General features: G+C 57.5%; 7 protein-coding genes. All 7 read right to left on the bottom strand.

Annotated elements, in window-relative coordinates; all coding sequences use genetic code 11:
- Nucleotides 1-55: 55 nt before the first annotated feature.
- The 7 genes from ACLI1L_RS00975 to ACLI1L_RS00945 all read right to left on the bottom strand — a co-directional run bounded on the left by ACLI1L_RS00975 (nt 56) and on the right by ACLI1L_RS00945 (nt 13,070).
- Nucleotides 56-658, bottom strand: a complete 603-nt coding sequence (locus tag ACLI1L_RS00975; protein WP_411707822.1) for a hypothetical protein — start codon at nt 656-658, stop codon at nt 56-58.
- A gap of 52 nt (nt 659-710) precedes the next feature.
- Nucleotides 711-1,094 carry a hypothetical protein gene (locus ACLI1L_RS00970; RefSeq protein WP_411707821.1) on the bottom strand — a complete coding sequence of 128 codons (384 nt, stop codon included), beginning with the start codon at nt 1,092-1,094 and terminating at the stop codon, nt 711-713.
- Between the two features lie 856 nt (nt 1,095-1,950).
- Complete coding sequence (locus ACLI1L_RS00965; RefSeq protein WP_411707820.1) at nt 1,951-4,359, bottom strand: hypothetical protein; 2,409 nt, start codon at nt 4,357-4,359, stop codon at nt 1,951-1,953.
- Nucleotides 4,360-4,905 carry a hypothetical protein gene (locus ACLI1L_RS00960; RefSeq protein ID WP_411707819.1) on the bottom strand — a complete coding sequence of 182 codons (546 nt, stop codon included), beginning with the start codon at nt 4,903-4,905 and terminating at the stop codon, nt 4,360-4,362. It abuts the gene before it with no gap.
- Entirely contained in the window at nt 4,896-5,222 is a 327-nt protein-coding gene (locus ACLI1L_RS00955) for a hypothetical protein (protein ID WP_411707818.1), read from the bottom strand. Before ACLI1L_RS00955 ends, ACLI1L_RS00960 begins: the two co-directional genes overlap by 10 nt.
- Before the next feature lie 3 nt (nt 5,223-5,225).
- Entirely contained in the window at nt 5,226-6,005 is a 780-nt protein-coding gene (locus tag ACLI1L_RS00950) for a hypothetical protein (RefSeq protein ID WP_411707817.1), read from the bottom strand.
- A gap of 9 nt (nt 6,006-6,014) precedes the next feature.
- A complete protein-coding gene (locus ACLI1L_RS00945) occupies nt 6,015-13,070 on the bottom strand; it encodes a tape measure protein (protein ID WP_411707816.1) in 7,056 nt (2,351 codons plus the stop codon).
- Between the last annotated feature and the right edge of the window lie 174 nt (nt 13,071-13,244).

The raw sequence follows: 13,244 nt of genomic DNA, 5'->3' as shown, positions 1-13,244 counted from the left end.
ACCTCCTTCTGTATGAGTAACGCCCCCTAGCGGGTTGCTAGAGGGCGTGGTTTCTTTAGGCCTTGGTGAAAAGGCTGTGGGCGGCGTTAGGTGGCCAGTAGTCTGCGAGGGTATGGCCCTGTAAGACCTTGTATTTCTGGTCTTGGAAGAGCACGTATTGGCCTGCCTTGACTTGGATGCCGGCGACGAATGGGAATGGGTTGTCGGCGGTTCCTTGTGCGATGACCTTTCCGCTGCCGTCTGTCTTGGGGGCGGGTGGCAGGACTTCGTGGGTGACGTCGCGCCAAATTGTGGTGTGCACGCCTTCCGCCCCGGGCTCCCACACGTTCAGCGTTTCGGTTTCCGAAAGCCAGTACTTACCGGCGTGCTTCACAACCGCGCCCTGGCGGGAGGCTTTGAGGAAGTCCGAGCCGGGGTTCTTCCATTCGGGTACCTTGCCGGGGTCGGTCTTTGCTTCTTCTAGGGTGACATGCGCGGAGACGAGTTCCGGCGCGGTTTCGGCTAGACCAGCCACGATTTCAGCACGCGCTTTCTCCTCAGCGGCGCGGGCGGGTCGTTCGCGGCGTTCTCGGGACACAGCGGCGGCGGCGTCCATGAGCCTGTCCTCGGGGATGGCCTTCAGGCCTTCCACCCAGGCGTCGAAATCGAATTCTTCCATGATTGGGTCCTTTCAGATATATGCGAAAGCCACCCCGGGGAGGGTGGCTGAGTTAGGCCTGTGGGAATGGAGCAATCGTCATCGTGGCGTGTCCCTTATCAGCAGGCGACCAATTACTATCACCAGCAATAAGGAAAAATCCCCAGCCAGTGGCACTAATCGTCGTCGTTTTAGACTCCCCAGGCTTACAGGCAAATAGGTTGATCCAGTCCCGGCCCGGTCCCGGCATCCACGCGACATTGATGGGGGATGATAGGTAGTTGGTGATCATCATGCTGTAGCCGCCAGCAGGCAGATACCACCGAAGCGGGGACGGTGTCTGCCCGCCAATCTCTTCCCGGGGCTGGGTACGGTGCACATTCAAATTGCTTCCCGAGCCAGAGGCGGTCCACGTCACCGCTACAGGCATCGGAAAATCCAAGTTAGGGGTAGTCATTACGCGACCACCCCCGCGGCTACTGAGGTAGTGGGTAGATATGCAGCGAAGCGGTTGAGGTAGATTGAGCGCCGCCGTTGGGGCGCGGAGTGGTCGTAATGGAGAGCTGGCCTGTTCCGTTCGCTTGTATGGTCTGGGGTCGAGCGCTGCGTGGTGCGCCTGATTTGTCGGCGGGGATTTGGCACATCTTGATTGTTGACGCGTTGCCCCTGTCGGGCCTCCACCACACTTCGGCGGCTTCCGGCCCCGTGTACGCCAGCTGCACTTGGTACACACCGGCGGGCGGAGTGTAGGACTCGCCGCTTGCGCGCTGGTTCGGTTCCGTCACCATGTAGGCTCCGGAGCCCATCTTGTAGCGAATCGCATACGGCAAAATGCCGTCCAGTGCTTCCAGTGGTGTGGCCATTTAGACCACCGCCTGTGTGGTTAGAGCTGTGGGAGTGGGTACACCTCGATGGTGCCGCGCCCCGTAGCAGAAAGTGGCACGTCGTTGGCTGATTCCAGGTAGATAGTGTCCCTGCTTTTCGACCCAACGACCGCCGTCCCAGACCGGAATCCCCCCCCCGCCGGAATGTTCACCGGGTAACCTACGCCAGCCAAGGTTAAGCGCACAGCTTCTGCGCCTGACCACGAGGCGGATACCCTCACTGGCCCGCCAGGTAACTCCAGACGATTTTCTTTAGCTTGCTTCGCGGACGTCACAAACCTAGCTGTCCGGTTAGTGCCATCTCCTGAAACAGTCACGCCGTACGGCATGATGCCGTCGAGGTCCACGCTAGGACTAGTCATCTTTTCCTCCTTCATAGTTGGGTGCCGTATAGCCATCTCGGCAATCGGCAATCGGCAATCGGCAAAACTAGATTTGTTCAGTCAGCTTGACAGGGCGAGTATCCCCTCGGACAGGCCGAATGCCCGTCACCTGATACCCACCAATGCTTGCTGATGCGGGCAGCAATGCACCCGCCGGATATGTTTTCCACGTCCTTCCATCATCAGGGGTTACCTGCACCGCACGGCTGGCGCGATACCCCTTCCCCCGCGGCCAGTACACAATCATCGTGCCCTCATGCATGAGGCCGAGGTTCACGCCGCCTTGAATTGAATCCTCATACGGCGGAGTTTCCCATCCACCACCAGCCTTCGGGACAAACACAAACTCCAAAGCCCGATTTGGCCACCACATGTCCACGACGACGTGCACTTTGTCAACGCCATAATTCACCACCTCGGGCTCCACAATCAGCCGTCGATACCCAGGCCCGGCACCATACGAGAAGAAATCAACACACGAATTCTTTCCCCACGCATCCACCATGCGCCCAATAACCTGAACACGTCCACCCCAAATCCCCTTGAAATCTAATCGGAGTTTCCGATCCGACTCAATCGGAGTCATCGTCATCAACTCGTTATTAGTGACGGTGCTCATGCTGTATTTGTCGAAAATTCGGGTGCGGTGCACCTCTCCCCAAAAAATCGCATTCTGCTGAATGAGCAGCGTGTCCTCAAAAGCAGCCTGAGACTTTTCCAAACTGGACGCAGCCGCCGCCGCTGAATTCACCGACTTTTGAATATTGCCCATGACTTCATCACGAGCCGCGCTTGCTTTTTGCAAAGCTTCCACGGAATCCGCCGCAGCATCGACTGCGACGTTTGTTTGTTCAATCGCGTTGGCGTTTTCTTCTGTGGCTTGTGCTGCGGACATAGCAGCCTGCGCCGCCTGCGCAGCAGCAGCCGCCACATAGCGCACGGCCTGGGCAAGTAAGCGTTGGGATTCTTCGAGGACATCAATCTGTTCTTGCAGCTTTTGGTCAGCTTCAATTAGCTTCTTGTCCGCTTCCGCAAGCGCCGCAATCGCCTGAGAATTCAGGTCAGCTGCACGCAGAGCCTCAGCTGCTGCTTGGCTAGCCTGCATGGCGGCAGCGCCGGCCTGCGCAGCAGCCATGGCGGCGTACCGGATGGCCTCACCGTGGATCTCGAGGATTTCGCCGTGGGTGGTCAGAATATCGTCGTGCGCAGAAAGTACCTCTTGGTGCTTAGCCGCGATTTCTGCGAGAACATCAGCCAGGCTTTGGCCTGAGCCGTCGACGTTGTCGAGAAGCTCCTGGGCATCTGCAAGGGTTTCTTTAGCTTTGTCTTGCAGTGGGGCCAGCTCTGCAAGCTTCGCTTTTGCTTCTTCTACGAGTTGCTGCGACTCAGAGGCGTCAGCTGCCGCAGCGGTCGCCGCTCTTTGGGCGGCAAGAACGTGTTGTTCGCCGCGAGCGACGGTGGCGGCTGCTTCCTGAGCTGCTTTAGCCGCTTCTCCGGAAAGGCGAGCTATTTCGGCGTGAGCTTCGACAACGTCATCGCGGAGCGGATCCAGCTGGTCTAAGATTAGCTCGGCTTGGCGAGCATACTCGATAGCCATCGACGCTGACGCTTGCGCCTGCGCGCCCTGGGCGGCGGCCGCGCCGGTGAACTGCCGTACGAGCTTAAGCAGCTCATTGGAAGCGTCCACAGCTTCGCGGGCTTCCTGGATGCTTCCGTCAATATCCAAGTTCTTGACTAGCGTAGCGGTTTCGTCGGCGGTCTGTTTGGCCTGCTCGGCCGTGGACTTTGCAGACGTAGCGGCGGACTTAGCAGTATCTATCTCACGCTTATTTTTCTTCCTATCTGCGGCAATCTGGGATTCAATCTGAGCGTTTCTCGAACGCAAGCTTTCCGCATCAGCTGCAAGCTGGCCGCCCAGATGTACGCGCGTATCTCTTGGGACATCAGCGATTGAGGTGACTAAGGAAGGAATGTCGACGGACCATATACGAGCGTCGACTGTCGAGCCCGTGGAGTAATCCACTCTCGGAATTGCTTTGCCTAATCCCGCGCCTGAAACGTCAGCTTGGAAAAAGATGTCGCCGTCCGAACGCTTAATCCCTGTGCGGATCTGCTGCTCGACGTCCGAAGCTCCGGTGTTCATATCCATGGAGGCGTCGGCGCGGACGAATCCAAAATCAAAGCGGCCTAAGTCGCCGGAATCGGTGCGTGCAATGTAGCCATCAGTAAGGCGGTCATCCCACGAGTCCCGCTCTAACTCGCGTTTGAGGTCCAGAGCGCGCTTCTCTTCATCAGTGGCCCCATCTGGATACTCAATAGGCTCATCCAGATAAGCTGGTCGCTCTTTCTCGATTCCCTCGGGTGTGGTGACCGACCATCGCCCATAGACGAAGTACGAGACCCGGCGCGTGGCGGTGAGGCTTCCGCCGTCGGGTCTTAGTTTGACGAGGGACATTTATACCTCCTTTGGTTGGTCTACTTCTACGACGATGGTGGGTTTGGTGAGGTCGTGTCCGGGAACTTTGGGGTCTCCTGGCCACCACATGGTGGCGCTGATGGTGGTGCCTGCCATGGCGGCGATGGGGGCGAGTGTTTGCCAGAGGAAGCCGTCGTCGGGTCGGATCATGACTTTGGGGCTAGGGTTGCCTGACTCCTTGGAGGAGACTACGACAGGTGGATCGTCGGAGCGTCCGATGGCTTTCCAGGTGGCGTCGAGTGATTCAACGATGGCGCGGCGGATAGTAGGCTCGGCGTCTCCGGAGAGGACGAACCCATCTGCTTGGGCGGCGAAGTGGACATTTTGAATCTGGCGTTTTTCTTTCCAGCCGGCGGCGTAATCGCGATCTATTTCGGCCCATTGGCCGCGGAGGGATCGTGGGTAGGACCAGAGGGGTATGCCGTCGATGAGCGTGAGCATGTCGGCGGCTTGGATTTCCATCACGTTTGGTGCTGAATATGGTCCGGTGAGTGTGGCAGCTGCGATGAGGAAGGTTAGGCGCACGCCGTTTTCTGATAGACGAGGAAGTGGACGCCGCGAAGCGCCGGTTGCAGGCGGGCTTCCTTGTCAGTGGCGCCGATGTTGTCGTCTATGAGTGCTCCGACAGCGGGATGGATATGGCCGCCTCGGCCAAGAATGTTGAACTTTGCGCGGGCTGCGGAGGTCGAATTGTGCGTGGAGGGGACTTCATAGTCGGGCAAGGGGGCGGGCAAGTCCATTATGGGCTCGCCGTCGGGGCCCGCTAATCCCCACCAGGCTTTGTGCTTTTGTTCAATGTAGCTCCGGTGCTTCGCGTGGTTTTCCCATTCGGTCAGTTTCATGTTTTACCCCCAGGGATGTGCGTAGCCGAGTCTCCACTCGAGGGTGGCGCCGGCTGGAACGGTGATTGCTCTGGTGTCTCCGACTGCAATGGGCTCGGGCAGGACGGCCCCCGCCATGGCTTTCCAGAGTCTTCGGTCTGGGGTGCCATCGGTGCGCTCTACCATGCAGGACTCATCGTCGGAGATGTAAAGGATTCGCTCGGTCGTGGTTGGAGGCAGAGTGAAGTAAGCGGCGGATGGGAGGAGCACTCGTCCGCCTTCTCCCTTCCATCGCACGCGGTATGTGAGAGGAACTTGTCCGGTGTTTTCCACGAAGGTCGACCCGGTCGCTTTCTTCCATGGCCCGAACCATGCCCCGTATTCGGCGACGAGTTGGGCTTCTACTTCCATCTCCGTGGTGTTTTCCGGGACGATATCGGGATTGGGCAGGTGTTGAGCGAGTTTTACTTCCGCACTGCGATCGAGCTGTGGGAGATTATCGCGTCCCGCTATCAACGTTCCTTGTCGAGTGAAGCTATGCGCGTTGAGCCACTCGAGGTAGATCTCCTCGAGTGTGGCTTTCGGTGTAGCGCGGCTGGCGTCGATAGTGGTGGTAAGCGAGCCGGTCATTTCTCCGAAGCTGAGGTCAGCGGCGAAGGTGCCGGGGCGGCCAAGTGCTTCTTGAGTGGTTCTCGTGACGTTAGCGGAAAGCTTGAGCCCGCCTTGAGGTACGCCGATGGCGGCGTCCGGGGCGAAGAGGTCATAAAGCTTTCCGGTGTGAGCGCGGAACTTCAGTGTGAGCACGGGGTCCTCCTATCGTCCGGCCATGATGATGTCTAGGCCGCTGGGCTTGTTTTCTTGGCGTATCTGCTCGACGTCTGCCTTTACGCCGTTGAACTCTGCGAACAGATTGGTTAAGTAGCTCTCGAGTTGGTCAGAGGTCCAGGCTTGGCCGGCTGGTATCTGGACGGTGACGTTCTGCTTGAGGAGCTGGTTGGTCTCGCGCGCGGCAGAAACAAGGTCTTCCCGGCGCGCGGCGGCTACTTCGGAGGCCTTGACTAGCGCTTCGGTTTCTACCTTTGTGGATGATTCCGCGATGCGCTTTTGTAGCTCTTGGTATGCCTCTTCGGCGGCGAGTGCTTCACGCTTCATCTGGTAGTCGGCTTCTACGGCTTCTTGTTGGGCGTCGAGTCCGGCGATCTTGGAGCCGTATTTTCCTTCGATGTCGGCCATGGCGTCGGCGTATTCGGCGTCGATTTTGTCGAATGCAGCTTTTTGGCGCTCGGCCATTCCGGTGATTGTGGCGTCCCAGATTTGGTTTCCGGCGTCGAGTCCGGCGGTGGCCCATTCGGCGTTTCCTGTGTAGGCGGCAGCTCCGATGCCGGCGGCGCCTGCGAGGGCGGAGGATCCAGCGCCGAGGCCGATTCCTACGCGGTCTCCGCGTGGTAGCGCCTTCCAGGCTTCGTCGGCGGCTTTCTTGTCGTGGTGCTTGAGGATCGTTGCACCGGTGACAGTGTCTGCGATTCCCTTGGCGCCCATTCCGATGGCTGACGCGATGAGTGCGGGGTTCATCGTCGTGACGCCAAGTCCGCCCATGACTAGTCCGCCAAGGAGGCCGAGTATTCCGCCGGCGGTCTTTTGTCCGCCTTGGACTCGTTGTTGAAGCGCGGTTTGCTGGCGATTGTTCATGCCGTTGAGTTGCGCTGATTGCTTGGCAAGCATTTCGGTGTGGGCGGTGAGGACTGCAGCGTTTTGGGCTTGGAGCACCGTGGCTTTGGCTGCTGCGATGGAGGCGACTCGGGCGCGGTTTTGTGCTTCCAGCTCTCCGATGGCTGCCGTGGCGCGTGCCTTAGCTAGGGCAGCTTCAGCCGCGCGGATTTCCTTCGCATTGGTAACTACGGACGTTCCCAGAGCGTCGGCGGCGTCCATACCGAGGACACGGAAGCGGTCTACGGCATCGCCTAGTGCGGATACGGATGTTGCTCCCATTACTAGGTGGCCTTCGCGAGCCTTGGCGAGGTCAGCTTCTGCAGAAGCTACATCGATGGCTCCGTCCATACGAGCGCGCGCAACATCCCATTCGGCGATACGGAGATCTCCGAGGGATTTAATCGTGGCCAGGTTTAACGTGACGCGCTCTTGCGCGAGCTTGGAGATGGACTGCTTAGTTTCTTCGACGATGCCGCCAAAGCGGATAGCTTGGTCTACGTATTTTCCAAGTGAGTCGAAGGCGGAGTCGACTGCATCGGAAAGCGATCCGACTAGGTCAGAAACTACCTTGATACGCGCTCCGGCGAGGGTTCTTTCTGCGGCTTCTGTGCGCTTGGTTATCTGAGAGACGTTCTCGCGTGCGTTGGATAGCTGTTCCTCGGCGGTTTGGACGTCTTCTATGGCAGAGGCGACGGATTCCGCGTTTTCATTTCCGGACTTCTTCATTTCAGCGGCGGCGTCTTCACGGGCGCGGCGGAGGTTTCGCTCGGCGTCGGCTAGCTTTTTGGCTTTCGCTGCCTGTTGCTTTTGCGTAGCTTCAGAATCCTTGGAGGTGGCAATGGATTCCTTGCGCGCTTCTTCGACTTTGCGCTCGGCGTCGGCCAATCGGCGCTTGGTTTTGGTAGATAGCGCGGCATCTTCAGACTCTGCCTTTGCGAGGTTCGAGCGTGCTTCTGCAAGTTGCTTCTCAGCTTGCTTCAGATTGGCGAGGTCTTGCGCGTTTTGCTCGCGGGTTTCTTGCAGGCCGGCTTCAGCATCGACGACGATTTCCGTGTTGTCGAACCAACGCACATTGGCGTTAGTCCAGGCGGTGAGTTGCCGGCCCGCGTTAATGTAGCCTTGCTCGAGTTTCTTGGCTTGGGCTTCGAGATTTTGGCTGACGGCGTAGACCTTTTTCGCAGCTACAACGAACGTGGAGCTTTCCGGAAGGTCGAGGCCGTGATTGCCGGTGTATTTTCCAGTACGGGCAATGTCAGCAAGCACTGGGACTAGGCGGTCAATCGATCCTACAAGGCGGGGAATTGCAACCATCGTTCCATGGACATCGCCCCACTGACCGGCGGTTAGCACGGGTTCTGGCTTGCCTGAGAGATTGTGCGCGAACTTTCCGTGTTCGAGCCAGCCGCCGGAATCATACAGGGACGTATTCTTTACGGCCTGCAGGGCTGCGCCCATGACCTTGGCGTAGCGGTCAGGAAATGCCGAGACCTGGACTCCTTGGGCGACTGATCCTGGTTCCATAGAACCCCAGTTGGGGAACTTTCTCAGCATGGCATCAAAGAACAGCCCAGCGGACTGATATGGGTTCATTCGTTGTGCGAGTGTTCCCCAGCCTGCTTGTCGCTGTTGGAATAGGCCAACTGAGTCGTGGTCGCTGCCAACGGCATCGTGGCGATACTGCAGCGAGTCGGGGACGGCTTGGTTGGCGTACATCTTCAACGGGTTGCCGGATTCTACGAACGCTGTTCCTACGCCAATCATGGCGCCGCGGTCAGGAAGCCCATGGGCCTTAGCGTTGCGGGCGATCTCTTCTACAAAGTGCTCATGGCCCCAGCCCTTATGACCGGAGCCTGTCGCTGTAGTTCCCTTCAGAGGCTTAGTATCCGACGGCGTCACAGATGTTCTCGACTCGGATGTCTTGCCTACACGGAATTCCTTTCGCTCCCCTACCTTGAGAGCCTTAGCCACTCCCTTGTAGATGGAATCTGCAGAGCCGAAACTGACCTGCTTCTTATCATCGTTGCTCCACTGCATAGAGCGTGATGTTTTGGTCACAGTAGCGCTAGAAGCAGAATCTGTACTTTCAGCCTTCTCATTATCAACTGCAGCTACCTTGGCGTCCTTCTGTGCGAGCGGAGCGTCCGCAGCTACGTGGACGTGGTTGCGGTGTTGGCCCATGGTGCCGGCGCCGTAAAAACTCATGCCATCGCCAACGGACTTTCCGTTTTTGATGTTGTGGTTAAAAGGCGCGTGGATGAGCTCTAGAAGCTGGCTTCCATAATTATCAGCAAAGTACTTGGCAGCAGACTGCATTTCTGGGGTGTCATCGTAACCATTAGAGAAATCCACGGCTTTTCCCATACCGTGATAATCATTCGAGTTGCGCAGCGTCGAAGTAATCGTCATCATCGGGAATTTCTTCTTCACGATGTCCGTAATGGAGCCGATAACTCCTCCACCGGCAAGCGCCTGGAGCTCACCCGGCGCGCTTTGCCCTCGCTGTTGTTGGAGTGCGGTGCCGCCGGAGAGGTGCGGGAGTTCTCGGTAGAGGTTGTCGACGATGTCTTGTGCGCTGCCGGAGTTGAGGGCGCCAATGGTGCCGTTGAATAGGTTGGAGCGGTGTCCGTTGACTACCCATTCGCCACGGTTAACTCGCACTGTCGGCATGCCGGCTTCGTCAACGCCGAGGAAGCCGTCAATGACGTTGGTGCCTGGCCCATAGACGGGTAGGCGGCCGCCGGAGGCCAGCTTGGGGACTCGTCCACCGCCGGCGTTTCCGGAAACCCAGTTGCCTATTTTTTCAGCAACGAACTTAACCACCTTGACTTGAGGAAGGGAGTTGATGAGGCTGATGGCGCCGTTCACCTTGGAGTTGAAGCTTCCGGTATCAGCGTCAAGTTTGGGCTTTGGCTGCCTGCCGGCGAGCTTGGTTAGGCTTCCGTTCGCGTCTTTTACCTTGTTATCGAGAAGGTGCTTAGCTAGGTCTGCGGTGGGCTTAGGGCTTTGGGCGTCCAGGACTGCAAGGTCGCCCATAGCAATGGAGTGGTTAGACTTCAGCTGGTCGATGATCATCCGCGCTTGAGGCGACGGATTTTGAATGTCCAGGTAGTTGATGAGGTCTTGCGCTTGTTGCGCGTTCATCTCGAACTGGCTGTTATCCAGTGCTAGGGAGACATCTACGTCTGTGCCGTCGATTTCGGCCATGCGGTTGACGACGTTATGGAGATTGTTGGACGCTTCTTCGGTATTGCTAGTGACCTCAAAAGTGCCATCCGGAAGTTCTTCAATCTCGTAGCCGAGCCGGTCGATGTACTCCGCGGCTTTCTCGTCGAGAACGCCGACGTTGATGGTCTTACCTTCTTCAAGACCGTCTAGTGAAGCCCATACCGAAGCAAGCGACTGGGTAGTTTCGCTGGCTCCTTCAAGGTTAACTGCGGTGGTTATGTTCTCCGGTACTAGTCCGTAGGACTGGATAAGTCCTTGGAGTTGATCGTCGGTGAGGCCGAACTGTTCCTTCAAGGACTGCAGAGCAGGTTGCATGAGGTCGAATGCTTCTTGCGTGTCTGCTCCAGATACTGCGGCCTGTTCCAGCTGCTGTCGCAAATCCGTGAGATTCTCGTGCAGCATGCGAGCCGAGGAGTTGGTTGGTTCCAGCTTCCCGTCGAGCCCGAAGAGGGCATCGCCAAGCGTTTCCACCGGAAGTTGGGAATTCGCTGCACTTTCTACCATCTTGTCGACGGCATCAGCTGTGTCCATGAGGGCTTCTTCGGCCATCTTTGGCGCTAGGCCCATGGACTCCATAAGCTTTTCGAGAGCCGATAGCTTATCTTCTCCCGAGGCAGCCGAATCTGCGAGTACATCAATGGCCGAGGATGCTTGTGCAAAGGCTGGATCTATATTGCGGGCAGAATCAACTATCTTTTCCACCTTGGCGCGGGCTTCTTCAAGTTGATCTGCTGCCCGATTGCCTGCATCTCCGGACTCGCGCAGATTGGAGACCAACTTGCGATAGTCAGATCCGCCTTCAGCCACGACAGAGTTAACATCATCGATGGATATACCGAGTTCGTCTGCGCCGTCTTTAAGCGAGTCGTATGCATCGCGCATGGTCTTTGCTTGGCGAGTAGCCACGGTGCGCGCTTTTTGCTCTTCGCTGGACATCAGAGGGATCTTGTCCATGAACTCGTCGACAGCGACTGTGGCCATATTTAAGTTTTCGACCATCGAAAACTTCCGGCTTCCCAGCTCAACGATGTCGGAGATTTCCGATTTAACGATCTTTGCAGCGGTTGCAATCTCTTGCTCGTTCAAAGCGCCGGTAGTGCCGGCTAACGCTGCTTCTAGCTCCTTTTGGGCTTGGGCAGATTCACGCGCGGATGCCGCCATTTGAGCGTTGGCGTGATCCAGAGCTGCGGCAGCCGCACGGGCATCAGAAATTGCGAATGTTGCCGCTGCGATACCTACGACCCATGGACCGCCTAAGAAATTGACCGCACTGCTAGCAGCAGACTTAATCCCGGTAAAAGCACCAGCGCCGACGCCCTTGATGGTTCCAGCCATATTGGTTACAGAGCCGACTACGCTGTGGCCAGCTTGAGCAATCATTCGATCTGCAGCTACCCAGCTGTTGCCAGCCTGTAGCGCACCTGTCTTTGCTTCTGCAGCTGCAAGCTTATGCGAAGCAGCAAACTCTTTAAGCGGTGCGGACGCCTGAGTGTAGGCGCGCCCCATCTGCGATACATACTTTGTATTGGACGTCGCTGCCATTTGCATTGCGGCGTCGAAATTGCCGATTTCACGACCGGTTTCCGAGTAATACCGCTTTAGGTCACGGATCCCTGGCCCCAAGTTAGTTAGCTCGGTTTTTACCTTTCCGAGCCTTGTCGCATGAGGTTCGAGAGCACCTGTAGCTTTTTCTATGATTCCGGGGACGGTCTTAAATCCTGTGTATGCCGCTACGGCTGCTGTAACCAGCGCCGGATGGTCAGCCATGAATCCAGATAGTGCTTCGATGGCGGGGGTAAAGGCTGTGATAACGCCATTGGTGGCCTCGAGCGTGGTTAAGAATAGCTGCCAGCCGCTGATGCCTAGCGAAGCAGAGGCCTTAGCTAGTTCCCCTGCGATTTGTCCGATGGTAGGCGCTAGACGCGCCCCCGAGGTAATCAGTTCAGAAAAGACGTCCTTGGTATTGGAAGCCAGGGATTGCACATCGCTGGAGTTAAGGAATCCAGCCACCGCGTCTTTCGCTGTGGTTCCAAGCTCCTTTAGCTTTGGAATCGCGCTTCCGCCTACCCAAGAATCGAACCTATCGATGTAGGGTCCACTCTTGTCGGCCAGATTGTCTATGGAGTCTGTGATTCCGGTAAAAACGCCTGCTGCTTGATTGTAGAAAGGCCCAGATAGCTTTGCGCCGAATCGCGAGGCAGCCGCCCACATGTTAGCGAAAGCACCGCTTGTGGTCTTACCGGCTTCTTGAGCTGCACCGCCGATATGATTTCGCAGCGCAGATTCGAAGGTCTCGAAATCGATCTCGCCCTTCGAGACCATGTCGGAGATTTCCTCCGAGGTCTTCCCCAGCTCATCACCCAGCATTTGCAAGACAGGGATACCGCGGGAGGTCAGCTGCATCAGGTCATCGCCCTGGAGCTTTCCGCGTGCCGCGACGGAGCCAAAGATGGCGCCCATCTCGTCCATACTTGCGCCTGCAATGCCGGCGGTATCGGCCACGGTTGTTAGTACTTGCTCAAGTCGTTCTCCAGGTTCAATACCAGAGGCAACTGCCATAGCTGCAGTAGTCGCTGCAGCGTCGAGTCCATAAGCAGTGCCTTTAACCGATACAAGGGCGTTATCCATAATGTTGGATACGTCCTCGGCGGAGTTTCCTAGGCCAGAAAGCTTAGCTTCAGCGTTTTCGATTGCAGTGAGGCGACCTACGCCCTTGGTAATAGACGCTCCGAGAGTCGCACCCGCGGCGGTACCGACGGAGATCATTCCCGTCTTCATAACGCCACGGAGTCCTCCGACAATCTTCGAGCCCATTCCCTTGCCAGACGAGTCAGCAGAGGCCTGGGTCGCGTCGAGGGCCTTCGAGACCTCAGGGGTGATTTGGGAGACGTCCGGGGCGATTCGGATCCAGCCGGTACCAAGCTCTGTAGCCATTCTTTCCGCCTTTCTTTACGTGCCCTTGGGGCTATTCGGTTCTTTGCGCAACCCGGGCGCGTACTTCGCTCGCAGTCAGCTGCGGACGCTTCGGGGTGCGATGGGGTGGTTGAGCCGGGGCATTTTCAGCGTGCGAGGGTTCGCGCGCCGGCGTCTTTTCTTGCAGCACTCCCC

Source organism: Corynebacterium sp. LaCa117 (assembly GCF_046717765.1).
GTDB lineage: Bacteria > Actinomycetota > Actinomycetes > Mycobacteriales > Mycobacteriaceae > Corynebacterium > Corynebacterium kefirresidentii.
This window is presented reverse-complemented; position numbering and strand designations above follow the sequence as displayed.

Excerpts from the sequence above, each read along its gene's own strand:
- ACLI1L_RS00975 (WP_411707822.1), bottom strand. The coding sequence starts at position 658 with ATGGAAGAATTCGATTTCGACGCCTGGGTGGAAGGCCTGAAGGCCATC.
- ACLI1L_RS00970 (WP_411707821.1), bottom strand. The coding sequence starts at position 1,094 with ATGACTACCCCTAACTTGGATTTTCCGATGCCTGTAGCGGTGACGTGG.
- ACLI1L_RS00965 (WP_411707820.1), bottom strand. The coding sequence starts at position 4,359 with ATGTCCCTCGTCAAACTAAGACCCGACGGCGGAAGCCTCACCGCCACG.
- ACLI1L_RS00955 (WP_411707818.1), bottom strand. The coding sequence starts at position 5,222 with ATGAAACTGACCGAATGGGAAAACCACGCGAAGCACCGGAGCTACATT.
- ACLI1L_RS00945 (WP_411707816.1), bottom strand. The coding sequence starts at position 13,070 with ATGGCTACAGAGCTTGGTACCGGCTGGATCCGAATCGCCCCGGACGTC.